At 68.4% G+C, this 26,294-nt stretch carries 28 protein-coding genes; 10 read left to right on the forward strand and 18 right to left on the reverse strand.

Annotated features, from left to right (window positions below):
* The first annotated feature begins 111 nt into the window (after positions 1-111).
* The 3 genes from EV650_RS22845 (at position 112) to EV650_RS22855 (ending at position 1,935) form a co-directional block, all read left to right on the forward strand.
* Positions 112-957 carry an alpha/beta fold hydrolase gene (locus EV650_RS22845; protein ID WP_134121067.1) on the forward strand — a complete coding sequence of 282 codons (846 nt, stop codon included), beginning with the start codon at positions 112-114 and terminating at the stop codon, positions 955-957.
* A 79-nt stretch (positions 958-1,036) separates the two neighbouring features.
* Positions 1,037-1,558 carry an SRPBCC domain-containing protein gene (locus tag EV650_RS22850; RefSeq protein ID WP_238174392.1) on the forward strand — a complete coding sequence of 174 codons (522 nt, stop codon included), beginning with the start codon at positions 1,037-1,039 and terminating at the stop codon, positions 1,556-1,558.
* Positions 1,558-1,935, forward strand: a complete 378-nt coding sequence (locus EV650_RS22855; RefSeq protein WP_134121068.1) for a VOC family protein — start codon at positions 1,558-1,560, stop codon at positions 1,933-1,935. The genes EV650_RS22850 and EV650_RS22855 overlap by 1 nt, the downstream gene beginning before the upstream one ends.
* Here EV650_RS22855 and EV650_RS22860 read toward each other — a convergent pair.
* A complete protein-coding gene (locus EV650_RS22860) occupies positions 1,932-5,066 on the reverse strand; it encodes a replicative DNA helicase (RefSeq protein WP_439648817.1) in 3,135 nt (1,044 codons plus the stop codon). The genes EV650_RS22855 and EV650_RS22860 overlap by 4 nt on opposite strands.
* A 356-nt stretch (positions 5,067-5,422) precedes the next feature.
* Here EV650_RS22860 and EV650_RS22865 point away from each other — a divergent pair, with 356 nt between their 5' ends.
* Together EV650_RS22865 and EV650_RS22870 are read left to right on the forward strand one after the other, a co-directional pair.
* Entirely contained in the window at positions 5,423-6,745 is a 1,323-nt protein-coding gene (locus tag EV650_RS22865; protein ID WP_238174393.1) for an MATE family efflux transporter, read from the forward strand.
* A 41-nt stretch (positions 6,746-6,786) separates the two neighbouring features.
* Complete coding sequence (locus tag EV650_RS22870; RefSeq protein ID WP_134121069.1) at positions 6,787-7,524, forward strand: hypothetical protein; 738 nt, start codon at positions 6,787-6,789, stop codon at positions 7,522-7,524.
* A 2-nt stretch (positions 7,525-7,526) separates the two neighbouring features.
* Here the strand turns inward: EV650_RS22870 and EV650_RS22875 are convergent, their stop codons facing one another.
* From EV650_RS22875 to EV650_RS22920, 10 genes are read right to left on the reverse strand one after another with little or no spacing between them, the layout of a single operon-like run.
* Positions 7,527-7,862 (reverse strand): YrdB family protein, encoded by a 336-nt coding sequence (locus tag EV650_RS22875; RefSeq protein ID WP_134121070.1) that lies wholly within the window; start codon positions 7,860-7,862, stop codon positions 7,527-7,529.
* Position 7,863: 1 nt separating this feature from the next.
* The gene (locus EV650_RS22880; RefSeq protein ID WP_134121071.1) at positions 7,864-8,241 is read right to left on the reverse strand and encodes a DUF4913 domain-containing protein; all 378 of its coding nucleotides are present in this window, start codon (positions 8,239-8,241) and stop codon (positions 7,864-7,866) included.
* Positions 8,231-10,078 (reverse strand): type IV secretory system conjugative DNA transfer family protein, encoded by a 1,848-nt coding sequence (locus EV650_RS22885; RefSeq protein ID WP_134121072.1) that lies wholly within the window; start codon positions 10,076-10,078, stop codon positions 8,231-8,233. Before EV650_RS22885 ends, EV650_RS22880 begins: the two co-directional genes overlap by 11 nt.
* Positions 10,078-11,691 carry a putative type IV secretion/conjugal transfer ATPase gene (locus EV650_RS22890; RefSeq protein ID WP_238174394.1) on the reverse strand — a complete coding sequence of 538 codons (1,614 nt, stop codon included), beginning with the start codon at positions 11,689-11,691 and terminating at the stop codon, positions 10,078-10,080. The genes EV650_RS22885 and EV650_RS22890 overlap by 1 nt, the downstream gene beginning before the upstream one ends.
* Positions 11,692-11,725: 34 nt before the next feature.
* Positions 11,726-13,234, reverse strand: coding sequence for an SCO6880 family protein (locus tag EV650_RS22895; protein ID WP_202874834.1), 1,509 nt, complete (start codon positions 13,232-13,234; stop codon positions 11,726-11,728).
* Positions 13,221-14,798: a TrbL/VirB6 family protein gene (locus EV650_RS22900; RefSeq protein ID WP_134121073.1), complete on the reverse strand. Its 1,578-nt coding sequence runs from the start codon at positions 14,796-14,798 to the stop codon at positions 13,221-13,223. Before EV650_RS22900 ends, EV650_RS22895 begins: the two co-directional genes overlap by 14 nt.
* A gap of 1 nt (position 14,799) precedes the next feature.
* Complete coding sequence (locus EV650_RS22905) at positions 14,800-15,696, reverse strand: TrbL/VirB6 family protein (RefSeq protein ID WP_134121074.1); 897 nt, start codon at positions 15,694-15,696, stop codon at positions 14,800-14,802.
* Entirely contained in the window at positions 15,693-16,562 is an 870-nt protein-coding gene (locus tag EV650_RS22910; RefSeq protein ID WP_134121075.1) for a DUF8175 domain-containg protein, read from the reverse strand. Before EV650_RS22910 ends, EV650_RS22905 begins: the two co-directional genes overlap by 4 nt.
* 38 nt (positions 16,563-16,600) lie before the next feature.
* Complete coding sequence (locus EV650_RS22915) at positions 16,601-16,879, reverse strand: conjugal transfer protein TrbC (protein WP_134121076.1); 279 nt, start codon at positions 16,877-16,879, stop codon at positions 16,601-16,603.
* 15 nt (positions 16,880-16,894) lie between these two features.
* Positions 16,895-17,512: a DUF6668 family protein gene (locus tag EV650_RS22920; protein ID WP_134121077.1), complete on the reverse strand. Its 618-nt coding sequence runs from the start codon at positions 17,510-17,512 to the stop codon at positions 16,895-16,897.
* 248 nt (positions 17,513-17,760) lie between these two features.
* Here EV650_RS22920 and EV650_RS22925 point away from each other — a divergent pair, with 248 nt between their 5' ends.
* Positions 17,761-19,185 (forward strand): hypothetical protein, encoded by a 1,425-nt coding sequence (locus EV650_RS22925; protein WP_134121078.1) that lies wholly within the window; start codon positions 17,761-17,763, stop codon positions 19,183-19,185.
* A 26-nt stretch (positions 19,186-19,211) separates the two neighbouring features.
* Complete coding sequence (locus tag EV650_RS22930; protein WP_134121079.1) at positions 19,212-19,448, forward strand: hypothetical protein; 237 nt, start codon at positions 19,212-19,214, stop codon at positions 19,446-19,448.
* Between the two features lie 76 nt (positions 19,449-19,524).
* Here EV650_RS22930 and rplI read toward each other — a convergent pair whose 3' ends face one another.
* From rplI to EV650_RS22955, 5 genes are all read right to left on the reverse strand, one after another.
* Positions 19,525-19,971 carry a 50S ribosomal protein L9 gene (rplI, locus tag EV650_RS22935; RefSeq protein ID WP_134121080.1) on the reverse strand — a complete coding sequence of 149 codons (447 nt, stop codon included), beginning with the start codon at positions 19,969-19,971 and terminating at the stop codon, positions 19,525-19,527.
* A gap of 14 nt (positions 19,972-19,985) precedes the next feature.
* Positions 19,986-20,219 carry a 30S ribosomal protein S18 gene (gene rpsR, locus EV650_RS22940; protein WP_012924539.1) on the reverse strand — a complete coding sequence of 78 codons (234 nt, stop codon included), beginning with the start codon at positions 20,217-20,219 and terminating at the stop codon, positions 19,986-19,988.
* 69 nt (positions 20,220-20,288) lie between these two features.
* A complete protein-coding gene (locus tag EV650_RS22945; RefSeq protein WP_134121081.1) occupies positions 20,289-20,879 on the reverse strand; it encodes a single-stranded DNA-binding protein in 591 nt (196 codons plus the stop codon).
* A 92-nt stretch (positions 20,880-20,971) separates the two neighbouring features.
* Positions 20,972-21,262, reverse strand: a complete 291-nt coding sequence (rpsF, locus tag EV650_RS22950; protein WP_130386399.1) for a 30S ribosomal protein S6 — start codon at positions 21,260-21,262, stop codon at positions 20,972-20,974.
* A gap of 196 nt (positions 21,263-21,458) precedes the next feature.
* Positions 21,459-22,577, reverse strand: a complete 1,119-nt coding sequence (locus tag EV650_RS22955) for an MFS transporter (RefSeq protein WP_134121082.1) — start codon at positions 22,575-22,577, stop codon at positions 21,459-21,461.
* A 94-nt stretch (positions 22,578-22,671) separates the two neighbouring features.
* Here EV650_RS22955 and EV650_RS22960 point away from each other — a divergent pair, with 94 nt between their 5' ends.
* Both EV650_RS22960 and EV650_RS22965 read left to right on the forward strand, forming a co-directional pair.
* Positions 22,672-23,172, forward strand: a complete 501-nt coding sequence (locus EV650_RS22960; RefSeq protein WP_134121083.1) for an Lrp/AsnC family transcriptional regulator — start codon at positions 22,672-22,674, stop codon at positions 23,170-23,172.
* A 30-nt stretch (positions 23,173-23,202) separates the two neighbouring features.
* Entirely contained in the window at positions 23,203-24,006 is an 804-nt protein-coding gene (locus EV650_RS22965) for a deoxyribonuclease IV (protein ID WP_134121084.1), read from the forward strand.
* A gap of 6 nt (positions 24,007-24,012) precedes the next feature.
* On the opposite strand, the gene EV650_RS22970 is transcribed toward EV650_RS22965, so the two are convergent.
* The gene (locus EV650_RS22970) at positions 24,013-24,552 is read right to left on the reverse strand and encodes a cytochrome b family protein (protein WP_166678240.1); all 540 of its coding nucleotides are present in this window, start codon (positions 24,550-24,552) and stop codon (positions 24,013-24,015) included.
* Positions 24,553-24,579: 27 nt separating this feature from the next.
* On the opposite strand from EV650_RS22970, the gene EV650_RS22975 reads away from it, so the two are divergent.
* A complete protein-coding gene (locus EV650_RS22975) occupies positions 24,580-25,113 on the forward strand; it encodes an NUDIX hydrolase (protein ID WP_134121086.1) in 534 nt (177 codons plus the stop codon).
* On the opposite strand, the gene EV650_RS22980 is transcribed toward EV650_RS22975, so the two are convergent.
* Positions 25,082-26,290 (reverse strand): MFS transporter, encoded by a 1,209-nt coding sequence (locus EV650_RS22980; protein ID WP_134121087.1) that lies wholly within the window; start codon positions 26,288-26,290, stop codon positions 25,082-25,084. The genes EV650_RS22975 and EV650_RS22980 overlap by 32 nt on opposite strands.
* Between the last annotated feature and the right edge of the window lie 4 nt (positions 26,291-26,294).

Here is a 26,294-nt window from a genome sequence, read left to right on the forward strand (position 1 = left end):
GCACCCTCGTTCGAGGGTTGTGGCGAGGGGTTCCCCCGATGTCTTGACGGTTGCTCCCTCCGTACCTTCACTGACGTTCAAGCACGTCAACTCCAGACCAAGGAGAACACCATGGGTACGAACGTCTCGCGCCGGAAGGTACTGGGGGCCGGTGCGGCCTTGGCCGGATCAGCAGCGCTGATGGCTACTCCGTTCGAGGCGAGCGCGGCAACCGCTGCCCAGGACGACAAGGCAGCGCCGAAGGTCAAGCCGACCATCGTGCTGGTCCACGGCGGGTACGCCGATTCGTCATGCTGGAACGCAGTCATCAAGGAACTGCAGAGCAAGGGCTACCCCACGATCGCGGGGTCGAACCCGCTGCGGGGTATCCCGACCGACGCGCCGTACATCGGGAGCCTGCTGGACTCCATCAGCGGGCCGGTCGTCCTGGTCGCCCACTCCATGGGTGGAACCGTCATCACGAATGCCGCGGCCGGGAAGAGCAACGTCAAGGCGCTGGTCTACATCTCCGCGTTCGTGCCCGATGTGGGCGAGAGCCAGGGCGGGCTCATCGCCATGTTCCCAGGTAGCGAGATCCAGGCCGTGAGCGTGCCGGTCCCCTACACGAAGCCCGACGGCACCACCGGGACCGATCTGTACCTGAGCAAGGACGGCCAGGCGGCCTTCGCCGCCGACGTGTCCGCAGCCACGTTCCGCCTCCTGCAAGCCACTCAGCGGCCCTTCGATGTGGACTCCTTCACCTACACGACCACGGCCGCCGCGTGGCGGACGATTCCGTCGTGGGGACTGGTCGCCGGCCGCGACAAGACGATCCCGCCGGCGGCCGAGCGCTTCATGTACAACCGCGCGAACTGCCGCGAGATCGTCGAGTTGCCGACCTCGTCCCACGTCGCGATGATCAGCCACCCCCAGGCCGTGGCCAACCTGATCCAAGACGCCGCCAAGGCAACCAGCTGACTTGTTTATGTACCCTTGCAGGTACGTAACCAACTGGGTACATTAGGCGCCTGGATGCCGACGGAAAGAAGGCGCGGAAGTGAAGCTGATCGGGACCATGCGGTCGCTGGACGAAACCAGTGGAGCGGTGCGGGTCGAGGACGTGTACGACACGGATATCGACGACCTGTGGGCAGCATGCACGACGCCGGACCGGCTGGCGCGCTGGATCGCCGAGGTGTCCGGCGAGCTGCATGTGGGCGGAACGGTTCACGCCGTCTTCACCAGCACCTGGTCCGGCCCGGCGAGGATCGAGGTCTGCGACAGCCCGCGGCATCTGCTGCTCACGACCGAGCCGGGCAACGCCGATGAGGGACAGCTCGAGGCGTGGCTCACCGCGGAGGGATCGCGGACGAGGTTGGTGGTCGAGGAACGCGGCCTGCCGGCCGACAAGCTCCACTTCTACGGAGCTGGTTGGCAGGCGCACCTGGAGGACCTCGGGCGTTCGCTGACGAGCGCTGGCGCCGTACACGAAGACGGCTGGTCGGAACAGAAACCGGCCGGTGCCTGGCACCAGCGCTGGACGGAACTCACGTCGGCGTACCGGGATGGGGTCAGCTGATGTCAGACCGGATCAGGTTCAGCGGCGTCACCGTGAACGCTCCGGACGCTCTCGCGTTGGCGAACTTCTATGCCGAGATCACCCGAGGCGTGGCGAAGGGGAGCGAGCACTGGGCGACAACGACCGGCCCCGACGGCAGCATCGGATTCCAGCAGGTCGCCGACTTCCGCGCACCGCAGTGGCCGGACGGCGACGTACCCATGCAGATGCATCTCGAATTCTTCGTGGACGACCTGGCGGCGACCGAGGCCCGCGTCATGGCCGCCGGCGCCACCAAGTTCGACCACCAGCCGAACTCCGACCACTGCTTCGTGTACGCCGACCCGGTCGGGCACCCCTTCTGCCTCTCCACCTGGGACGGCCCCCACCTCGACTAACCGTCGTGCGCCATATCCACAAACCGCGAGTAATGCCCTTGGAAGGCCACAACCACGTCGGCCGTAGGCCCATTACGGTGCTTGGCAACGATGAAGTCCGCTTCCCCAGGCCGAGTCGACTCCCGCTCGTAGGCATCCTCTCGGTGCAGGAGGAGGACGACGTCGGCATCTTGCTCCAGGCTGTTATGAAGAGCGATGCCTTCGGCAACGAAGTTGTGGGTGCCGAGGACGGTGGCGTCGTACACCTCCTGCTCGCCGAGGCTTTCGACCGAGGTGATGGTGTCCCAGAAGATGTCGTTGGTGGCCAGGACTTCGAGGTCGGCGTCGTCGAGGATGTCGGCGACCCTGGCCAGGCGCTGCCGGCTGGGGGCGTGCTTCCACATCGTCGAACCGGAGAACTGGGTGCTCATCGCGGTCGCGAACTCGCGGTGCGAGACCTGGCGTGCGGCGAGAACCTCACGCACCTTGGACCACACCTCCTTGGGCACGGTGTCCAGGTTGGTGTTGGGCTTGATGTCCCGCAGGGCCGTCGCCACCTCGAGCACCTTCAACCCGCGCAGGCCGTGTACGCCGATGCCGTCGCAGAACCGCAGCTGGTTCTCGGCGCCGTAGATGTACAGGTGGTAAGCGTCCCGGTAGCCGGTCTTCTTCACGGTCTTGATCCGGCTGAAGATGTTGTGGCGGAGGAGGAGGCGGGCCAGGTCATCGACGAGGCGGCGGCTGGTGGAGGCGTAGTAGATGCGACCCTGGCCGGCTTTCGCGTCCCAGCGGACCGAGCCGTCGGTGGCCCAGAGGTGGCGGATGAAGTGGGCGACCTGCTCCTTGGGGAGGGCAAAGACACCGTCGGGGATGAACTTCTCGTGGCTGCGGAGTCCGAAGAGGCCAAGGCCGTCGAGCCAGGCGGCGATCGGGTTCCGCTTGCCGCGGGCGAGCCGGTACGGCGCCGGCAGTCGGAGCGTGGTGACGCGTGCAGCGGCGTACTCGTCGCGGATCGCGGTGATGCCGAAGCGTCGCTGGGCAGCCTCGCCGACCGCGGTCAGGTTGGCCTCGTCGATGCTCGCGTAGCGGATCGGCTGACGCTTGACGAAGGATCCGTCGCCGAGCAGGTGACCGAGCAGCGTGAGCTCGTCCTCGTCCCACGGCTTCACGTCGAGCGGTGCTGGGACGTGCCGGAGTGATCCCACCCGGGCGCCGGGCGACAGTTCGCCCAGCGGCTTCCATCCGTCGTACGTGAGGAAGGGGTGGTTCGCGGTGGCCTTGATCTCCCGGCCGGAGGCCAGCTTCAGCCGGAAGACCTCCTTCACCCCACTCGGGAAGGCGTGGGTCAGCGTGCGTGGCACCAGCTTCAGGCGATCGTCGAGCGACCAGACCGGGATATCCCGTGCACCTCTCGCGAGCAGTTCACCGATCGAGATCTCCGCACCGGTGTCGGCCCTCATCAGCCGGGTGTCTGCGGTGACGCAGCCGGATTCGCGGAGGTCGGAGGCCATGGGGCGTTTGTCGGAGCGTTGTTCGGAGCCTCGGTTGAGCTGACAGATGGCTACGACGGGGAGCTCAAGTTCTTTGGCGAGGAGCTTGATGGAGCGGGAGAACTCGGAGACTTCGAGTTGGCGGGACTCGACCTTCTTGCCCGATGTCATCAGCTGCAGGTAGTCGATGATGATCAGCTTGAGGTCGTGACGCTGTTTGAGGCGGCGGGCCTTCGCGCGGATCTCCATCATGGTGAGGTTCGGCGAGTCGTCGATGAAGAGTGGGGCCTCGGAGACCTCACCCATCTTGCGGGCCAGCCGGGCCCAGTCCTCGTCGGTCATCTTGCCGTTGCGCATGTGGTGCAGCGGGACCTTGGCCTCGGCGGAGAGCAGACGCATGGTGATCTCGTTGCGGCTCATCTCCAGCGAGAAGATGCACGAGGTCAGGCCGTGCTTGATCGAGCAGGAGCGGGCGAAGTCCAGGCCGAGCGTGGAGTTGTGGGTCGGGATCATCGTCTTGCCGGCCAGGTACAGGTGGTCGGGGTTGTCGACCTCGACGCAGCGCACCGGCACGCTGTCCACCGGGTCGACCCACTCGAGCCGACGGTCGCCCTCACCGTGCAGCGCGGCCGGGAAGCCGTGCCCGGTGATCTGCCGCGGCGCCGACCCGGGGATCGGCGGTGTCAGTCCGGGACTCGCCGACATCGCCGTGTACAGGTCGGCGGTCGTGCAGACCACCGGGCGACCGCCGTCCTCGACCCGCCACTGGTGCTCGGCGTCGGCGACGATCGTGCTGCCGTCGGAGAACGACAGCCGGAAACAGGGCCGGTCGACCATCACCTCGGTCGCCGCGACCACCGTGGTCGGCAACCCGTTGGCATCCAGCAGCTGGTCGCCGATCGCGACCTCGGCCATCGTGGTCCAGCCGGCCGGCGTCGGCAGTGGGGTGTCGAGGGCGAGCGCCTTCCCCATCGCGGGACGGGCGGCGACGATGATCATCTGGCCGGGGTGCAGCCCGTTGGTCAGCTCGTCCAGGTCGGTGAACCCGGTCGGTACGCCGACCATCGCGTCACCACGGGAGTCGATCGCCTCGATCTCGTCGAGGGTGCCCTCCATGATGTCCTTCAGCGGGGCGTAGTCCTCGGCGGTCCGCTTCTCGGTGACCGAGTAGATCTCCGCCTGCGCCTCGTCGACGACGTCGTCGACCTCGCCCTCACCGGCGTACCCGAGCTGGACGATCTTGGTCCCGGCCTCGACCAGCCGGCGGAGGATCGCCTTCTCGCGGACGATGTGCGAGTAGTAGCTGGCATTGGCCGCGAGCGGGACGGACGCGACCAGGGTGTGCACATACGGCGCGCCGCCGATCCGGGCCATGTCGCCGCGCTTGGTCAGCTCGGCGGCGACGGTGATCGCGTCGGCCGGCTCACCTCGCGCATACAGGTCGGTGATCGCGTCGAAGACAGACTCGTGGGCCGGGCGGTAGAAGTCCGTCCCGCGCAGGGTCTCGATGACGTCGGCGATCGCGTCCTTGCTCAGCATCATCGCGCCGAGCACGCACTGCTCGGCCGCCAGGTCCTGCGGTGGGGTGCGGTCGAAGCCCATCGCCGGACTGCGCTCTTCGTGGCCGTCGTCCTGGCCCCCGCGGAACTCCGCCACGCTCACTTTGCCCGACCTCCTCGTCCGCCGCCGTCCGGCCGGCGCGACCCGGCCGATGTGGCCGAGTTCGAACACCTGCTCGAACCGTATTCCTTGCCGCCGACAGTTTCCGGCGTCAGGCCTCGCGACCGTACGCCGGTGCGGTCACCGAAGGCCACTCGGTCGTCCACACCCCCTGTGGACGAGTCGTGGATAACCCCCGGATGGGGTGTGCACAGGTTGGGCACAACCCTGTGGATATCTGCCGAGAAGAACTCACAACAGCCCCCTGACCTGCGCTTTCTCCAGTGCACAACTGTGGAGAAGAAAAAGTCTGAGACGAATTTCGGCGCGCCCGAGCCGGCCTGGGTAACCTCGCTCCGGTGAGACGCAGACGATGGGTGGGCGAACAGGATCGGGAGATCCTCCGGCTGGCCGTCCCTGCGTTCTTCGCCCTGGTGTCCGAGCCGCTGATGCTGCTCGCGGACTCCGCGATCGTCGGCCACCTGGGTACGCCGCAACTCGCCGCGCTCGGCGTCGCCGGCACGATCCTGCAGACCCTGGTCGGGGTCTGCGTGTTCCTCGCCTACGGCACCACGTCCTCGGTCGCCCGGCGGATCGGCGCCGGCGATCACAAGGGCGCGCTCGCCCAAGGCATCGACGGACTCTGGCTGGCGTTGCTACTGGGCGTCGTACTCGCGCTGCTCGGACTGGCCCTCGCCCCGCAGGCCATCGCGGCGTTCGACCCGTCGGCCGAGGTGGCCGACTACGCGGTGACCTATCTCCGGATCTCCTGTTTCGGCATCCCGTCGATGCTGCTCCTGCTCGCGGCCACCGGCGTACTGCGTGGGCTCCAGGACACCAAGACCCCGATGGTCGTCGCGATCACCGCCAACCTCGCGAACATCGGACTGAACGTCCTGCTCGTCTACGGCCTCCACCTCAACATCGCCGGCTCCGCGCTGGGTACGGCGCTCGCCCAGACCGGCGCCGGGATCGCGCTGGTGGTGGTCGTCGTCCGCGGCGCCCGCCGCGACGGCGCCAAGCTGCGACCGGACCGCCCCGGCATCCTGGCGTCCGCGCAGATGGGCGTGCCGCTGATCGTCCGGACGCTGACGTTGCGGGCAGCAATCATCCTGCTGACCTTCGTCGCGACCGCACTGGGTACGACGTCGGTCGCCGCGCACCAGGTCGCGTTCACACTGTGGTCGTTCCTGGCCCTCGCCCTGGACGCGATCGCGATCGCCGCGCAGGCACTCACCGGCCGCTCGCTCGGCGCCGGTGACGTGGCGGGCACCCGCGCGATCACCCGCCGGATGATGTGGTGGGGACTGTTCTCCGGCCTGATCGGCGGCCTGGCGCTGTGGGGGCTGCGCGACATCTACGTCCCGTGGTTCACCAGCGATCCGGAGGTACGGCGTACGCTCGCGGCCATCCTGATCGTCTCCGCACTCTGGCAGCCGGTGAACGGGGTCGTCTTCGTACTGGACGGCGTACTGATCGGCGCGGGCGACGGGCGGTACCTCGCTCTGGCCGGGGTCGTCGCGCTCGTGCTGTACGTGCCGCTCGCTCTGGCGGTGCTCTGGCTGGGCGGCGGGATCGTCGCGCTCTGGTGGGCGTTCGGTGGGTACATGCTGCTGCGGTTGCTCACGCTGACCACCCGCGAACGCCGGGACGCCTGGCTGGTCACTGGGGCTACCCGCTGACCCCACGGTGCGGCATCGTGGAGCGGAAGGAAAGGAGCGGCATGCCCGACACCCCCGACGACCCGTTGGTCGAGCTCGTGCCCGAACAGCGCGACGACGACACCGAGGCCGAGAGTGAGCGGCGAGCCGCCCAGGCTCGAGCGGAGGCCGACAAGCTTCCGACCCACGACCTGGCGGAGGAGGCGGCGAAGCTCCGCGACGAGGAGGACGAGCAGGCTCGCTTCGACGAAGCGGACGACGCCGCTCGTGCCGAACGGGTCGAGCTCGCCGCCAAGGACGAACTGGAGCGGCTGGAGCTCCGCGATCGCAACGGCCTCGACGCCACTGCGGAGACGATCCGCGCGCTCGAGCTCGCGCACGTCGACGAGGAGGCCAGCCGCCGCTACCGCGAACGCGCCACTACCGAGGTGCAGCATTCCGTCGGCGACCTCGCCCGCGGCAGGCACAAGCTGGACGAGGCGGAGGCGCACCCCGATGAGCGCGGCGCAGCCGGCTTGGCCGCGAGCGGCCGGCGCGACGAACGCGCCAGCGGTATCGAGGCCCGGCGCGCCGAGTCCTACGATCGCCGAGCCGACGGGTACGAGGAGTCGGCGGAGGATCACCGCCGCGACGCCCGCCAGCCGGAAGCGGACGCCAACGGAGCGGTCCAGAACCCACCCCTGGAAGCCCCCGAGGCTCAGCTCCCCCGGGCCCGCCTCCTTGCCCGGGGTCCGCGGAGTAGGCAGAAGAAGAAGCAGCAGGAGCAACGCCGGGACACCGGCATCGACCTGGACATGTAGCGCTAAGGCTGCAGCTTCTGGGTGTGGATGATCAGCAGGTTTGCTGCGACCACCACGACGAAGACGACGGCGAGCAGCGGGTGCCCCAGGCTCCAGAGGGCGGCACCCGCGAGGCCGAAGACCAGCACCTTCACGATCCAGCGCACGGCCGGCGTACCGCGGGTCGCGGTCGGCGCCGCGAAGAGCCCCCAGACGACCGCGGTCACCAACGGCAGCCCGATGGCGAGCAGCCATCGGGCCCACGTCGTACCGTCAACTTCCCAGCCCCACCAGGCAAAGATGCCTAAGGCAACCAGCTCGACGAGGAACGCCAGCAGCAGGTTGCCCCATCGCCACACTTCAGATGCCGCGGATGTTGGGCTGGCGCTGGTCGAAGAACAGGCCGGACGGCGGCTCCTGGACCGGCAGCGGCGGGATCGGGTAGTCGGTGTGCTGGTTGTTCCGGCAGGCGGCGAACGCGCCGTCCGGGTCGAGCAGCGCCATCATGTGCGGGTCCGCGTGGTCACGCCACCAGACCGACATACCGGTCGCCGGGTCGAGCCGCAGGTGCTCCCACGCACGCCAGATCGAGTCGAGCCGGCTGAGCGCCTCCGCGTGCCGGTACCACTCCGGGCACCAGATGAACTGCTGCCCGAGCCGCCGGGTGTAGAGGTAGATCAGCCGGTCTTCTACGAACGCCGCAACGTGCGGGTAGAAGAGCTCCTGTTCACCATCCACCTCGGTTGTCCCCTTCGTTCTGCTCCCAGACCGGCCGGTCCGGACCGCGCTGCGGCGCAGCCGCCTGCCCGCCGTTGGCTGCCGCCACCCACGGGTTGTTGCTCACCGGTACGGCGCCCGCTCCCGCTCCCGGATCGTACTTCGCCAGCGACGCCTTGACCGCACCGGCGTCCGGCCGGGTGAACCACGGGACCGTCTTCACCAGCGTGGCCGGGATACCGGACGGGAACACGACCGCGCGCCCGGGCGGCATCGAGGCGAGGTCCGAGACCTCCATGATGTTGTGCCGCTGGACCTGCTGGCTCGTACCGCGCTTGCCCTCGTTGTACGACACCGAGTTGGAGCTGATGTCGTAGTCGCCGATCATCTTGCTCAGGTTCTCCAGGAAAGACGCGTCCGCCGCGCCACCGCCGTACACCCGGATGTTGGCCGAACCCCAGAGCTTCTGCATGCCGTGGTCGCCCCAGCACTCCTGGCCCTGCGCCCACGACTGCAGGATCGTCATCAGCACGATGCCGCGGGAACCGAAGTGCGAATACAGGTCGGGCAGGTTCTTCCACCGGCACACGTTGGCGGCCTCGTCGAGTACGCCGACCAGAGGGCTGGGCATCCGGCCCATCGGGCAACCGCGTGCGTACTGCTCGGCGGCCTCGACGACGGCGACCGTCAGCGCGGTGACCAGCGGTCCCGCCGTACCGGCGCCTTCCTTGGAGAGGCTGTACAACGTGCCGCCCTTGCGGACGAACTCGTGCGGGTTGAACTGCGGGCGGTCGTCGTTCGGCCCGCTCGGGATGACCCAGCGGGTGACCTTGCGGTTGACCAGGAACTGCGCGCTCTGCTGCGCCGTACCGTAGACACCGGCGCGCTGCTTGTCCGGCGCGTTGATGACACCGGACAGCGCGTCCGCGGACAGCCCCAGACCCGGAGTGTTGCGCAGGATCCGCTCCGGCTCGTCGTTCCGCTGGTCCGCCAGCCAGGAGTAGACCTGGGTGATCGGACGCTTCGCGACCGCTGCGGCGAGCAACAGGCCGGCCAGCAGGTCCGTACCGGCGGCGTCGAAGAACGCGTCGGTCTGGGCGCCGACCTGGCGCTGTGACGCGACGAAGTGCTCGGCCAGTTCACGCGCCTTGGTCTCGTCGGTGATGTAGCTCAGCGGGTTCCACCACCAGGTGTTCGGCTCCTCGCAGACCTCCTGCGGGTCGAACACCCAGACCGGGCCCTTCTCCGTGCGCGGACCACGGGTGGCGTCGACGATGTCCCGCTTGTTGGAGGTGGCGACGACGCAGCCGGGCGCGTCCAGGATCGCCGGCACCGCCCGCGAGGTGGTCTTACCGGTTCGGGGACCCCAGATGTCGACGTGCATGTCTTCCCAGTTGCCGAACACCTCGAGGTTGTCCCGAACGGTCCGGCCGATCAGGATGCCCGGGCCCGCGTGCCCGGCGCCGAGCTGGTTCGCCTTCTCCTGCGCGCCTTCGCGGGTGAGCTTGTAGATCTCGGACCGCTTCGACATCAGCTGCGCCTGCCGGTCGACCCGGCCGACCGAGGCCTGCCGGTTCCGTAGCGTCCACCACACGCCGCCGGCGGCGCCGAACAGCACCACGAGCTCGAGGATCAGGACGCCGGTCGCCGCGCCGGACCAGTCCAGGTTCCCCTTCATCAGGTCGACGATCGCGTCGAACGGGTTCCCCACCACGCGGGAGCCGTTCATCAGCGAGGCGAGCTTCAGCGCGCCCCACATCGAGAACACGACCAGCGCCAGCAGGCCGACGCCGGCGAAGATCATGATCGTCTCGGGTGACAGTCCACCCGGTCCGGTGCTCTTCTTGCCTTGAGCCATTACTCGTCAACTCCCAGGGGGGCGACCACACGGGTAGTCGGGTCCGGCGGCGGCAGCATCGCCGGATCGTCCAGGCTGTACTCACCGACGACCGCTTCGGTGCCGTCCGGTGCGACCTCCACCTTCAGCGGCTTGCCGTCCTCGCCGGTCCTCCACAGCTTGTTGGTGTCGTTGATCTCGCGCTCGACCGAGGTCAGGCCGACGTGCACCGGGATGCCCGGGCGGCCGCCGACCTTGACCAGGAAGTTGCCTCGGCCGGGTGGCGCGGCCTCCTGACCGGTGGCCGGGTCCCACGCGGGCGGGTCCTGCCAGCCGATGAGCATGTTCTGCTCCTCCTGCGACATCGGCACGACCTCGGTCAGGTTCTCCATCTCGGCCCGGGGCAGACCGCCGCAGATCACCATGCCGGACCGCTCGACGAATCCCTTCGCCTTCATCCGGTCCTCGGGGTGCTCGAGCGCGAGCAGGTCGGACATCGTGTGCGAGATCATCGCCATCCCGACACCACGCTGCCGGTTCAGACGGGTCAGAGCGTCGACCCGGTCGACCATGCCGCCGCCGGCCCGCAGGACTCGCCACAGCTCGTCGAGGATGACGAAGTAGTGCCGCCGCGGCTCGAGGCCGGCATCGGCGAGCGCCTGCGACACCGCGACCGCGCCGAACCCGTACGACCAGCAGGCCAGCAGTACGGCGGCCTGCAGGCTGGTCTCGGAGTCGTCGATGTTGGACACGTCGAACACGACCGGCCGGTCCAGCTGCATCGGGTTGTCGGTCTGCTCGGAGAAGATCTCACCGAGCCGGCCGCCGCCGACCAGACCGATCAGCGACGCCTCGAGTCCTTCGGTGATCTGCCGGTACCGGTCCAGGCTGCCGCGGTCCAGGGCCACGTTGCGGACCCGGTCCGGGGCGTCCTGAACGACCTGGAGCAGGTCGCGGAGCACCGGCGTACCTTGGAATCGCTCGTCGAGGACCTTGAGCGCCTCGTCGAGGATGGTTTCCTCGCGGTCGTTCGGCGGCTGCGAGCGCATGATCGAGATCAGCGCCGACACCATCGTCTGCCGGCGACCGTGCGCGTCGGCCTGGATCGCCTCGCGGGCCTTGCCGGTCAGCCGGAGCGCGGCCTGGCGGGACTCGCCCGGGTCGAGCACGTTCAGGTGGCCGCGGCCACGACCGAGCTGGATGACCTGGCCGCCGAGGGCCTCGATCAGGTCCTTGTAGTCGGGCTTCAGGTCGCCGAGGACCAGCGGCATGACGCCGTACCCGGCGAGGCCGAGCGCCATCCGCCGGGTGATCGTCGACTTGCCAAGACCCGGCTTGCCGAGCACGAACATCGACGGGTTCGAGATCAGCTTGGCCCGCATGAACCAGCTGATCGGGTCGCAGCACATGGTCGCGCCGGAGAGGATGTTCCGCCCGATCGGTACGCCGACCATCGGGCTGCCGGTGCCGGCCCCGAACGGCCACAGTCCGCAGACCTGCACCGTCGTACCGCGCCACTCCTGCGGCGCCTGCAGGTACGTCGAGTAGCCGCCGCCCGGGCCGGGCCAGCCCCGCGGCATCGGCCGTTTGCCCCGCTTGCTCGGGTCGACCGGCTTCTTTTTCTTGTCGCTCACTGTGACTCCCCAGCTGTCACTGTGCCTGCTTCGATCATAGGGATTCTCGCAGCCCGGCCGGAACTGCCAGGTGGCTCTGCAGTACGACGCCCAGCGGCAAGCCGGCCACGAACGCGGAGTCCTGCGAGCCGTACGCCGTCCGGAGCAGGACGCGCGCGGTCGCGCCCAGGTTGTCGACGGCGGCGATCATGTCCGGGATCTGCTCCGCGGTCATCACGGTGCCGGTCACGATCATGCCGAAGTTGACCAGACCCGCACCGCGGGCTTCCTCCTGCGCGGACCGGTCGGCGGCGCGTGCCTCGGCGAGGCTGCGCGCGGACGGCCGGGCCGACGTGGTGGCGCGGAACGACGCGTTGCGCTTGTCGGCCTCCACCATCCGGGCCGAGGTGCCCGCGTCCAGCGGGCGGTAGAGCAGCGTGACGCGCTTGCGGTCGATGTCGGCGTGCGGCGCCACCAGCTGCGAGAGCACCGACGAGAACACCTCACCACGTGGCGCCTGCGACATCTGCCAGGTCACCGACCAGGCGGAGTCGTGGCGGTACTTGTCCCAGAACGCCTGGGCGGCAGCCGGGCCGACATCGGTCCACTGCAGCTCGGGCGGCATGCCCTGGCCGCGGGCCTCGTCGATGAGCGAGGCGGACGCCGGGTCGTACGCGATCCGGACCGCCTCACACAGCTCCTGCGCGTTGACCGGCCGGGCCGCACCCGCGCCGGTGGCGTTCAGGCTCTGGGTCAGCGCGGGCAGCCGGGCCGCGAGCTCGCGGCCCATGTCGTCTTCCTTGCGCCGCTTGCCGCTCCGGTCGGTTCCCTTGAAGGTCAGCGCGACCCGGGCCGAGACCAGTGCGGATCCCTCCGGGTAGGTCTGCACGACCTCGGTGAGCATCGCGCGGGCGATCGCCGGCGTGCCGTCCATCATGTTGTTGCCGACCTCACGGCGCAGCCGGATACCGGTGTCCGGCGCACTCTCCACAGTCACCGAGGCCGCGACGATGCCCGGCTCGTGACCGAGTGAGGCCAGCCACTGGCCCCAGTGCGCCACCCACACGTCCACCTGGTCCTCGTCCACCAGCGAGGCGCCGTCCGGCTCCGCGTTGATGACGACCGTGAAGTGCCGGGTGGTCGGGTAGTAGAGCAGGGCGAACGGGCGCCCGTAGGAGTCCTGGTACTCGCTCAGCTGGGAGGGAGCGGCCAGGCCGGGGATCTGGAACTTGCCCCAGGCGGTCCGACCGAGCGGACCGGAACGGTAGATGTTGTGCTTCGCCATCTTTGCTCGTTGCCATCCAATGCGGGTCGAGATCCGTTGCAGCGTTGACTGCCCGTGCTTGTCCTTCGTCATCAGGAGCAGCAGCACGCCACCGACGATCACCAGCGTCACCATCGCCGCGGGCAGACCGCCGGACATGGTGGCGATGACGACGAGCAGCAGGCCGCCCATCATGATCGCCGTACCGAGCATGCCCAGGCCGGCGATGCCCGCGGAGGTGGGCTGCCGCCAGTTGCCGTAGGTGCGAGGTGCGCGTCGTACGTTGTCAGCCGCTGCCACTTGGTCCGTCCACTGGTGGTTGGTCGCCTCCGCCACTGCCGCTGGGGCCGGACGAAGGTGGAGGCGGAGGCGGGTTACCTCCGCCGCTCTGCTGTCCCTGGCCGCCACTCGGGGCGCCACTGCCACTCGGGCTGCCACCGCCACCGCCGCCTCCACCACCGCTGTTCGCGGAGGCGGCATCGCCGCCGTCGAGCGTCTCCTGCGCAGCTGTGGTGCCGGCGGCCTTGGTGGCGCCGACCCCGATGACGATCGGAGCAGCCACAGCCGCTGCCGGTCCCAAGGCTGCCGTCCCGCCGGCCGCACCGGCGGTGCCGGCTGCCGCAGTACCTTCGCCACCGGCGGCCGCAGCAGCACCTTCACCACCACCGGCAGCTTCACCGGCCTCGGCCCCTTCACCGCCGCTGGGGCCACTGCTCGGCGCCTGTTGCGGAGCTCTTCCGACGTTCTGCGCGCCGCTCGGGCCGTCGCCGCCACCGCCGCCTTCGTCTCCACCCTCCTGGGCGGACTTGTTCGCCATGTCGCCGAGCTTGTCCATCCCCGGCATTATCTTGGCCGCGATCGCACCGGCGCCGGCCGCGCCGGCGGTTGCCGAGACCATCGGCACGATGAACCGCATCAGGGCCGGCAGGGCGAACAGCGCGAGCACCAGCATCGTCAGGCCGGTGACCACGTTCATCACCAGGCTGCCGATGTCCTCCGGGTGCGAGATGTCGAACTTCAGCGGAGAGCCGTTGTTCGTGACGAGGCGGATGGCGGTCGCGTAGACGATCGCCGCCACCGGCTTGTACAGAATAAAGGCGAGCAGCCAGGAGATTATTCGTTTGAACCAGTTCCGGCCCATCTCGGTGTGCGTCGCGGCGGCCGCGATCGGCAGGACGCCGAGCAGCAGGATCAGCATGGCGCTGCGGACGACCATCAGCACAACCTGGATGATGCTGGCGACCACGGTGAGAATGCCGACCGCGATCATGATCCCGATCAGCAGCGGCGACCCGGCGAGGGCTGCGACCGCACCGAAGCCCAGCACCGTCGCCATCACGTCGCCGAAGTGTTTCGAGTCGCCCGAGGCAATGTGCTGACAGCCCTCGACCCACGGGGCATTGTGCGAATCCAGTGCGGTGCTGACGATGCAGCTGGAGAAGATGTCGCTCGCGCTGATCAGCACCTGCGCGACGGCGACCGCGAACGCCGCTGCGACGGCGAGGGTGAGCAGCGAACGGAGCAGCTCGCGAGCCGACTCACCGCGCTGGGTCCAGGCCATCTGGATGGCACCGACGATCAGCCCGATGACGGCGATGAAGATGGCGATGAACGATGTGTGCTGCCAGATCCAGCTGACCGTGCCGTTGGCCGGCTTCCCGTCGGCGCCCGCGACGTCGGGCGTCGGTACGTAGATCCAGAACGTCGCGATCGTGCTCATGAGGGTCCCGACAGCCGAAGCGATGGCATCGAGGATTGGCTGGAACACGAACTTCATCACCGCTTCCATAACAGGGGCGAGGACGACCTCGAGGGCCTTCTTCATCAGATCGATCGCCCAGTCGAGGACGCTGAGCGGGATCATGTCAGGACGTCCTCGGCGAGACGAAGCGAAGAATGGCCGGCAGCGCGACGACTGCCACGATCATCATCGTCACGCCCATGATGATCTTCAGGGTCTGCGACGTACCGGGCGTCGCGTCCTTCGACGTCGGGGTCGACATCAGGTAGAGCGCGGTCGCGTAGATGAGCGCCGCGACCGGTTTGTAGATGATGAATCCGGCCAGCCAGCCGAGAGATCGCTTGAACCACATCATCCCCATCTCGGTGTTGGTCGCGGCCGCGGTCAGCGGGAGCACACCGACCAGCAGCACGAGCATTCCGTAGCGGACGATCATCAGCGCCAGCTGGACGATGGAGGTGAACACCATCAGGATGCCGACGAAGATCACCAGCAGCCAGCCGAACTCCTCGGTCGGACTCTTCAGCGGGTCGGTCATCATGTCGGCCAGGTTCTTGGCGAAGCTGTGTCCGTTCGCCTTCAGCGCCTGGTCGATGATCCAGGCCGAGAAGTCGTCCGCGGCCGAGATCAGCGTCCACGCGAAGGCCGTCGCGCCGGCCGTCACGACGGCCAGGGTCAGCAGCGACTTGAGGATCTCCCGGACCGGCTCGCCGCGGTGCGAGAACGCCATCTGGATCGCGGCGAAGATGACCGAGAGGGTGGCGATGAACGCCATGATGAAGTTGGTGTGGTCCTGCACCCAGGAGATCGGGGTCTGCTCCGCGTTCGGGATCTTGATGTAGACCCAGAGCAGGCCGACGGCCTTCAGCACCGCCTCGACCGCGCTCACGACGATGTTGGCGATCGCCTGGAAGATGAAGTCGAAGAACTTGCCGAAGGCCCACTCGATCGCGGTCTGCAGGCCTTCCCGGAAGCAGTCGTCCCAGTCCCAGATCCAGCGCGAGCATCCGAGGGCGATCATGACGCACCACTGAACCTAACGTAGCCACTGAGACTGGACAGGATGTCCGGTTCGACCGAACCGTTGAAGGTGCCGTCGTCCTGCAGTACGGCGTACCAGTCGCCGTGCGACCACTGCATGGTGATCGGCATCGCGCCGTACGCCTTGTTGTCCAGGCTGGCAACGACCTGGATGATCGCGGTGGTCGCGTTCGGCGGGTAGGAGAGCACCTTGAAGCCGGCGAACTGGACCACGCCGGCTTCGGTCTCGGGCGTCTCGGCCCCGTTCTTGGCCGCAGCGATCGCCGCGTCCCGCCCCGAACCGGCCATTACCCGGCTGCGCAGTACGGCGAGGCCGACGGACCGGTTCTGGATCTGGCCGAGCAGGACCATCGCCGCGAGCACCGCACCCGTCGGGGAGTGCGCGAAGCAGGAGCGGATGCCGCCAGCGCTGGTGGCCGCAGGCCCACTCGCCGCCTGGATCGGGATCAGCATCTCGCCCTCGAACTGCCACGTGACCGCGGGTGGCGCGGCGACCCGCGGGATCGCCTGAGCCGGGTTGGGGTCGTGGCAGCCGCCGGTGTGGCTGTTCGGCGGTGGCGGTGGAGTCCGCGTGGAGGTCGGCTGCTCCGTCGCCGTGGCGGGCGGATCGGTCGGCTCTTCGTCAGTGGGCTGTCCGGTAGGAACGATCGTGCTCGGTGACTGGCTCGGGTTGGCCGCCGGCGAGCCGGAGCCGCGACTCGTCATGAACCAGACCACCAGACAGATCAGCACGGCTCCGACGACGATCGCCGACGCGATGAAACCGCGCTCCTCGAGGAAGCTGGTCTTCTCGCCGTCGGCGTCGGCGTCGTCGCCGGAGTCCGGGTTCCTGCTGAACAGTCCCACCTGCGATCAGCCTCCCAGCAGGTCGACGCGGGCCAGGATCACCTCAGGGCGTCGACGAGGGCCGTCGACGCACCGATCACGATGCAGGCCGCCAGAACCCAGCCGAGCCGGGCGGCGTGCTCGCCACCTTCACCACGGCGCTGACCGACGGCCATCATGCCGCCGGCGATCAGGATGCCGAGGCCACAGATCAGGTACGCGATCCACTTGACCCAGTCGACGACTGTCTGGAGCTTGTCCCGGACCTCCGGCGGCGGCTCCGCCGCGTTCGGCAGCACGTTGGGCAGCTCGGTAACCAGGTGGTGTAGCAACATCATTGTCGTAAGTACCTTTCAGTACGGGGCGGGGTAGTCCGCTGGGTTTGACGCGCGAAGAGCGTAGATGGATTCAAGTACTTCGAAAACTTCGTCCGGGGTGTTGTCAGGCGTGGGAGCCTCCCCTCGGCGCCACTCCTCGATCCACGGGATGTCCCAGACTCTCGGAACACCTCCACCGACGATGTCGGCGAAGTCGTCGAGCACGCGGGGCAGCCGGCCCGGAGCGTCCGCGATCAGCACCAGGCCGAGCACGGCGACTCCCTGGACGACGCCCGAGGCCCACTCGATCGCGGCTCGTTGCGCGGCACGCAGACCCGACCCGTGCGTCCGGGCGACCAGGATCACCGGGGTCGGAACGGGTGGCGGCGGAATCGGCCAACGGTGGCTGGCCGCCCGGGTGCCCGGAAGCAGCAGCGACATCGTGGACTCGCCGGCGCCGCCGTGCACACCGACCCACCACAGTGTGTCCGCGACCGGGATCGCGAATTTGGGCAGGCGCTGATCCTCCGCGGGCGCCGGCACCCCGTGCTGCGGGGCGGACGGCCCCCGCGGGGTGATGTCCGGCTGAGTAGGGGCTGCCGACGGTGCCTGCGGACCCGGATCCTGCTCTCGTGTCCACGGGTTCTGCGTCATGGCCCCTCCTCTCGCGGTGCGTCACAGGCTGTCGCCCACAGTATTCTCTCGCTTCCCGGGTGTACTTTCGTGACCCATCCACAGGCGAGGATGTTTCTACCCCCTTGTCGGGGTCAGTCGAGCCGCCGGGCCCGTGTGGTTTCTGCGTGCCCGGATTCCCTGGCATGCCTCGTGCGGGGGACATGCTAGAACGAGGACGTCGGAGTCGGATGAGCGAGGGAGATCTGTGGCGGGAATGAGAGGTCATCGTGGCTGAGAAGATTCCCTCCTGGCCGAAGGTAACGATTCGGCTGTACGACGACCACAACGCCGAAGTGAAGATCGCCGGCCGCAGTCACCCGATCAACCACCACGATCCGCGACAGGCGGCGATCCAGCTGGTGGCCGAGCGGGCCGCCCAGCTCGGCCGCTCGGTGAAGGCGACGGCGGTCGAGTCCGACGGCGCCTCCTGGCCGCTGGTCATCCACCCGGACGGCCAGGTCGAGGCGGTCGACGCCGACGCCGCCCGGGGCCGCGGCAGCGGCGGCAAGAAGCCGATCTGGCCGATCGTCGTGGCGATGGTCGTGGCCTGCGTCCTGCTCATCGGCACCATCGTGTTCGTCGCCGTGATCAAGCCCAACCTGCACAAGAAGCCGGTTGCGACGACGTCGCCGACGCTGCCGTCGCTGCCCGGGCCCTCGGTCGCCCCGGGCGAGTACTCGCCCGCGACGGTGCCGCCCGGCTACTCGACGCACGCGAGCTGGACGGTCGACCTCGCCGACGGCACCAACCCCGCGATCAAGCCGGACGGCACCGAGGTCGCCATCCTGACGACGGACCAGAAGGTCGCGGTGTTCGACAGCAACGGCAAGGTGCTGTGGCAGGACAACGTGCCGAAGGATGCGGAGAACCCGGTCTACACGACGATCGACTCCAAGCTCGTGCTCGCGCTCACGACCCAGGACTCCTTGATCTACTGGCCGGGCGGTGGCGCGGAGTCGAAGCAGATCGCGCTGCCCGACGGGGCCCAGGTGCAGTTCTTCGGCAAGTCGCCGTTGGTCACGCTGAGCAGCACCGGCGGGGCGATGGTGGTGTCCGGCGGCGAGCTCAAGGCCGTCCCCAATCAGCCGAGATGGTCGACCATTCTGCTCGCCGAGGGCGATCGCGCGTTGATGTCGCTGTACAAGGGCCCGCTCTTCTGGAGCCAGCCGGACAAGCCCCTGCAGACGGTGCAGCCACAGAAGCCGGGCGGCGCGACCGCGATCCAGCGGGTGCTGGCAGCCAGCCCGGACTACGCCCTGGTGATGTGGTCGACCAGCAACCCCGACGAGGTGATCCCGGCGGTGCAGTCGACCGCGAGCGGCAAGCTCGCCGCGGTCTGCCCGCGGTCGAAGGGCGGCGACGTCGAGGGTTGGGACTGGGTGCCCGACCCGAACCGCAGGATCGCCGCCTGGGGTGAGTGCCTGATCAACTTCTCGACCCACGGGGTCACCATGGTCCCCGACTTCCAGCCGGAGTCGATCACCGGTTCGCTGATCTACGGCCGCATCAACAGCACCGAGTACGTGATGACGCCGGGCCGGCCGCGGCACGCGCTCAACCCCGCGCCGACCCGGCCGTGGGGGCTGGCCGGCAACCACGCGATCGTCGTCTTCGGCTCCGTCCTCTACGCGTTGGACCCGGCGAAGAAATGAGCCGACCAGCACGGAGGTTGGCCCGGGTGGCGGGTGCGCTGATGGCGGTCGGCGTACTGCTGGCGCCGTCGGTGTCGGCGTTCGCGGAGGACAACGAGCCCTCGCCGCCCGCCTGGCCGACGGTGGCCCCGCCGGACAGCAGCGGCGAGGCGGCCGAGCCGGCGCCGGTGAAGTGGCCTGCGGCGGAGGAGCCGGACGACACCGGGGCCGGCAACTCCGAACCCCAGCCGGTCGCCTGGCCGACCGTCAAGGAGCCGCAGTAAGGATGCCCGCGGCAACGACCGACAAGGCCCGCGTCCCCGGAAGGGGAACGCGGGCCTTGTGCGTGTACGGCGGGTGTCAGACGGCAGCGACCTCGAGGCGGACCGTGGCGGCCACCTCGGGGTGCAGCTGTACTGCGACCTGGTGCTTGCCGGTGGTCTTGATCGGCGACGCGATCGCGATCGCGCGCTTCTCGACCAGCGGACCGCCGGCGGACTTGATCGCCGTGGCGATGTCGGCCGGGGTGACCGAGCCGAACAGCCGGCCGGTGTCACCGGCCTTGACGGCCAGGGTCACGGTGAGCTGCTCGAGCTGGTTCCTGACCTCGCTCGCGTGCTCCTTGCCCTGGATCGCCCGGGCGTCACGCGCCCGCTTGATCGTCTGGATCTGCTTCTCGGCACCGCGGGTCCAGCCGATGGCCAGGCCGCGCGGGACGAGGTAGTTCCGGCCGTAGCCGTCCTTCACCTCGACGATGTCGCCGGGAGCCCCGAGGCCCTCGACCTCCTGAGACAGGATGAGCTTCATGGTCCGCGCCTCCCTCAGCGAGCAGTGCTCGTGTAGGGCAGCAGGGCCACCTCACGAGCGTTCTTGATAGCGGTTGCGACGTCGCGCTGGTGCTGCACGCAGTTCCCGGTCACCCGGCGGGCGCGGATCTTGCCGCGGTCCGAGATGAACTTGCGCAGCAGCGCGGTGTCCTTGTAATCGACGTACGTTGCCTTGTCCTTGCAGAAGCCGCAAACCTTCTTCTTGGGCTTCCGAATGATCTTGGCCATTGTGGTGCTCTCCCTACTTCAGAGCCCGGCACGGATGCCGGAATGGTCACTAACGGAATTGCGGGCCGATCAGAACGGGGGCTCCTCCATCGAGCCGCCGCCCTGGCTGGCCCAGGGGTCGTTCTGTGGAGCGGCCTGGCCGCCACCGCCTTGGTTGCCGCCACCTTGCGGGGTCGCCCAGGGGTCGTTCTGCGGGGCGCCACCCTGGCCGCCGCCGAAGCCACCACCGGAGTTGCCCCCGCCCTGGTTGCCACCACCTTGATTGCCGCCACCACCGAAACCGCCGCCGTCGGAGCGCGAGGTCTTGGAGATCTTCAGCGTCGCGTAGCGCATGCTCGCGCCGATCTCCTCGACGTCGCACTCGAAAACGGTGCGCTTGTTCCCATCACGGTCGTCGTAGCTTCGTGCCTTCAGCCGACCGTGCACGACAACACGAGAACCTCGGGTCAGGGACTCGGCCACGTTCTCGGCCACTTGACGCCACACCGCACACGAGATGAAGAGGGTTTCCCCGTCCTTCCACTCGTTGCTCTGCCGATCCAAGGTCCGCGGGGTGGACGCGATGGTGAAATTCGCCACCGCGGCGCCCGAGGGCGTGAATCGCAGTTCCGGATCACCCGTCAGGTTTCCGATCAGGGTGATGGGTGGTTCGCCTGCCATTGCCGTTCCTCCTGCTATCGGGTGTGGCTGTGTCTACAGCTATTGGTACCGGCTGGTGCCGACAGTACCGATGGCTGCTGACGACCCCAGGCTCAGTGCTGGTCCGGACGGATGACCTTGGTGCGCAGGATCGACTCGTTCAGCGTGAGCTGACGGTCGAGCTCCTTCACCACCGCCGGCTCGGCGGTCAGGTCGACGACGGCGTAGATGCCCTCGGACTTCTTCTTCACGTCATAGGCAAGCTTGCGACGACCCCAGATGTCGAGCTTCTCGACCGTGCCACCTTCCTTGCGGACGATGTTCAGGTACTGGTCGATGGACGGCTCTACGGTGCGCTCATCGAGCTCAGGGTCGAGGATCACCATGACTTCATAACGACGCATGCGCGAACTCCACCTCCTTCGGACTTGGCGGCCACGGTCTCTCCGTGGCAGGAGGGCGATGCGGACGCTCGACACCGGCACTTGCCGCCGATGCCAAGCAATGAGCCCGGTCGATGGACCGGGCCACAACCAAGAGAATACCAGCGTCCGGACAGCCTCTAGACCATATCCACAGGCCTATTCCGATGACTCTGCGTCACTGTGGTACGACGGCGCGCTCACCGCGACGGACAACCAGCACGAGCAACGGTACGGCGAGAACGAGCGAGATCGCCGCCAGGATCGGGAACCCTCCGAGCGTGAAAAGCCACGGCGACGAGGCGGTGGCCAGCGCCGAAACGGTCCAGATCGACGACTCCACCCGGCTCTCCAGCTGCGCCGATCCCAACTGGGCGCTCCCACCGAGATAGCAGAGGTTCCACGCGTAGCCGAGCACGAACAGCGCCGGCGTGAAGACCAGGCCGGTCCGGGTAACCAGTACTGCGGCAGCCAGCAGACCAACGAGTCCGGCGAGCGTCACCGCCCGCGCCCCGAACCGGTCGATGCCCCAGCCAGTCAGTGGGGACAACGCGAACATCCCCAGGGTGTGGACAGACAGCATCACCCCCAGCAGCCCGAGACCGTCGTGGTGCAGATGCGTGTGGACAGGGACAGCTGTCATCACAGACACCATCACCAACTGCCCCACGATCATCACACCGGCAGCCAGCAGCACAGGTCGACCAGAGGACTCCTGACGCACCTGTGGTGTGGCAGTCGAGCGAGTACGCCGGATGTACGTCGACGCGACTAGTGCGGAGAAGACTGCGGCGAGAGCGAGCAGAAAGGGCCCTGCGATCGCAGGCAGACCAAATCGCGAGGCAAAGGTCTGCGACGGCGCCATCAGGAACGGTCCGGCCGCTGCACCGATCGTGCTCGCCCAGACCACCGTGCTCATCGCCCGTGCCCGGCGATCATGCGGTACGCCGTCTGCTGCGGCGTACCGCGACAGCAAGCTCGATGCGTTGCCCACACCGAGCAGGAACATGCCGACGAACAGCAGTGCGAGCGGCGCGCCCACGGCGGCCAGCACGGTCGACGCTCCCCCGGCGACACCCACGCCGTACCCGGTGCGGAGCGCCTGAGCCCGGCCGAGCCGCGTGGTCCACCGACCGACGGCCATGGCGCCGGCAGCTGTGCCCAGCACACCTGCGGTATTCGGTAGACCAGCTAGCGCCGGGCCGAGGTCGTCGGCGATCAGGATGGCGCTGACCGCACTGGCGGCGACCATCGCGGCGTTCATCAGGGCGGCGGCGAGAACGACGGGGATCAGCATGCCTACAACGCTAGGAAGGCCGACTGTCACGATGAATGCCCGAAAGAAGGCGTCCGGCCTTGTGGAGGGCCGATATCAAAGGTGTTCTGGGGACATGACCTTTCAGGAGCGCGAACTGGACGCCACCGACTGGCAGATCCTGGCTGCACTGCAGTCCGACGGGCGGCTGTCGTTCAACCAGCTCGGCAAGCGCGTCAGCCTGTCCCCTCCGGCCGTCGCCGATCGGGTACGACGCCTTGAAGAGGCCGGCGTGATCAAGGGCTACCGTGCCGAGGTGGACCCGGGCAGGGCCGGGCAGCCGCTGTCGGCGTTCGTCCAGATGCGCTGCACCACCGGCAGGTGCCTGCTGAAGACGACCCGCGCCGAAGACTTCCCCGAGGTGCTCGAGATCCACAAGCTCAGCGGCAACTCGTGCTCGATGCTGCGGGTGCGGGTGACGTCGATGCGGCACCTGGAAGGGTTGTTCGAACGGCTCGGTGAGCACGGCGAGATGAACACGCACATCGTGCTGTCCACCGAGTTCGAGGGCCGGCCGGTGCAGCCGCCGAGCGACGACGAGCGCAGGGTGACTCGATCCGCCGGATGGGGTTCCTGAACTGTCCACGGGGAGTCCTAGGGTGGTGGCATGACTGTGAAGCTCGGTGCGCATGTGGACCAGGAAGACCCGCTGGCGGAGGCGGCCGACCGGGGTGCCGACCTGGTCCAGTTCTTCCTCGGGAACCCGCAGGACTACAAGGCGCCGAAGCTCGCGTACGCCGACGGCGAGGAGGCGCTCAAGACCCGGGCCGCCGCCGCGGGCGTGGACCTCTACGTGCACGCGCCGTACCGGTTGAACGTGGCGAACACGAACAACCGGATCCGGATCCCAAGCCGGAAGTTGTTGCAGCAGACGCTGGACAAGGCGGCCGAGATCGACGTCAAGGGCGTCATCGTGCACGGCGGGCACGTCGGTGACGAGGACGACCCGGAGGCCGGGTTCGACAACTGGCGCAAGTGCATCGAGCGGGCCGAGCTCCCGGTCCCGCTGCTGATCGAGAACACCGCCGGCGGCGAGAACGCGATGGCCCGGCAGCTGGACCGGATCGCGCGGCTCTGGGAGGCAGTGCAGGCGTCCGGCAACGACCGGCTGGAGAACGTCGGGTTCTGCCTGGACACCTGCCACTTCCACGCGGCCGGCGAGGAGCTGCCCTCGATCGTCGAGCGGGTGCGGGCGATCACCGGGCGGATCGACCTGGTGCACGCGAACGGCTCACGTGACGAGTTCGGCTCGGGCGCGGACCGGCACAGCAACTTCGAGGAGGGTCATATCGACCCGGCCGACATCGTCGCGGTCGTGCAGGCCGCCGGCGCCCCGGTCGTCGTCGAGACCCCGAACGCGAACAACGGACAGAAGGCCGACCTCGACTACCTGCGGGCGCACCTCAAGTAGGACGGCTCAGCTCTCAGGCGTCTTCGCCCGTTCGAGGCCGTACATCCAGTACGTCAGCGCCCACGGGAGAAGCAGGGCGAGGGCGGAGTTGTTGCTGTTCGGTACGAGCAGGCCGCAGATCACGCCGATCACCACGACCACGGTGCTCAGCTGGAACACGTCGAAGGGGCCGAGGAGGCGGGTCCGCAGGGTGAGTTTGCCCCGCCCACAGGCGGCGTACCCGGCGATCAGCGCGAGCAGGCAGAGGACGGCCACCACCGCACCGAGCCAGGAGAGCACGCTGTAGCCGCCATCGGCACGGAACATGCCGGTCAGCAGGAACACACCGGCCAGCGCCGTCAGCCAGGCGCAGGTCCACAGGAAGCGGATCACCATCAGTTGCTGCTTGACCTCGGCCTCCGCCTTGAGCTCGGCCTCGGTCTTCGGCTCAGGCTTCGCCTCTTGAGCGTCAGCCTCGGTCTGGGACTCGGTCTCCGCGCCGGCTTCCGGCGTGGTCCCGGGGTCCGCGTCCGGGGCGGGCTTCTGCCCGGGGTCTGACTGCTCCATGGCGCGACCGTAGCGCAGAATGAGGTTATGCAGACCTGGGCGGAGCGGTTCCCCGAGCTGTTCGCACCCGGTTACTGGGAGTGGGGCGACCTCGATGTCCGGTTCACCGTCGACGAACCGCCGGACGAACTGATCAGCAATGTCCACGTGGTCTGCCGGACCACCGGCGGGATCGTTGTCTGTAGCAACGATATCGGCTGGCGGTTTCTGCCCGGCGGGACCCGCGAGCCCGGCGAGACGATCGAGCAGCTGGTACGTCGTGAACTGCTCGAAGAGGCCGGCGCCCGTCTGACCGGTCCGCTGACCTGGCTCGGTGCCCACCGTGCCGACCACCGCCGCCCGGCGCCGTACCGTCCGCACCTGCCGCACCCGGTCTCCTACTGGGCGAACGTCGTCGCCGATGTCGTCATCGAGCAACCTCCGACCAACCCCGAGGACGGCGAGCAGGTCACCGAGGTGCTGGTGCTGCCGCCGGAAGAGGCGGCCGACTACCTCGACGGTCAGCCCGACGGAGTCATGGGCCCGATCGTCAGGCTGGCTCAGGCACTACAGCTGGTTTAGCAGCGCGCCACGGCAGCAGTACGGCGCTCAGCGTGCAGCAGATCCCCGCCGCCCACAACGCGCCGCGCATCCCGATCACGGTCGCGAGCACCCCGCCGAGCGCAATGAACGCGGGGTGCACGCATCGCGAGCTGATCGACCACGACCCGACCACGCGCGACATGTAGCCGTCCTCGGTCTCCTCCATCCGGTAGGTCGAAAACGACGGGTTGAACGCACCCGCGCCAACCAGCAAGCCAGTCTCCGCCACGGTGAGCAGCACGAAGCCACCCATGCCGTGCGGCGCCAACGGGAACAGCAGCAGCCACGGCGCCCGCAGTACGCCGAACACCAGCAGCATCCAGTGCAGCCCGTACCGACGGGTGAGCCGCGGCGCCATTCGAGCACCGAGCACCCCGCCGATGCAGGAGATGCCGAGAAAGACCCCGTAGCTCCACGCGGCCAGTCCGAGGTCGCGCAGCATGAAGACCGCCAGCAGCGGCGCTGTCAGCATCACCGGCCCACCGAACAACAGCGAGTTCCAGAACAGGGCCCGCAACCCGCGATGCCGCAGGATGTACCGCCAGCCGGCGGTGATGTCCGCTTTGCCCTCTCGTTTCACCGGCGCCGGCTCAGGCTGCTGGATCCGCCGGATCCCGATCGCCGACCCGAGGAACGACACCGCGTCGACCGCCAGCGTGATGGTCGCGCCGACCAGACTGACCAGCCCGCCGCCGATCACCGGGCCGATGCTCAGCGAGACCCAGTTGGTCTGCTCGAACCGGCTGTTCGCCTCGGCACGCCCCGCGGCCGGGATCAGCGCCTTCAGATGCGCACCACTCGCCGCCTGAAACGCGATCTGGCCGGCCACTTGCAGGACACCTGCCACACACAGGTGTGCATAAGTCAGTGCACCGAAGGCTGCCGCGATCGGCACCGACACCAACGCGGCGAACCGGACCAGGTCCGCCGCGATCATCACCGGCCGCTTCCGCCGCTGCTCGATGAAGTCCCCCATCGGCAACCCGAGCGCCGCACCGGCCAGCGCCGACAACGCGGCCAGCATCGAGACCTGCAGCGTGCTCGAATCCAGCGCCAGTACGGCGACCAAAGGCAACGCGCCGAGCCCTACCGCCGATCCGAACGCACTGACCGTGAACGCGACCCACAACCGGCGGAAGTCTCGACCCAAAGACATCCCG

This window comes from Kribbella kalugense (genome assembly GCF_004365875.1).
Taxonomy (GTDB): Bacteria; Actinomycetota; Actinomycetes; order Propionibacteriales; family Kribbellaceae; genus Kribbella; species Kribbella kalugense.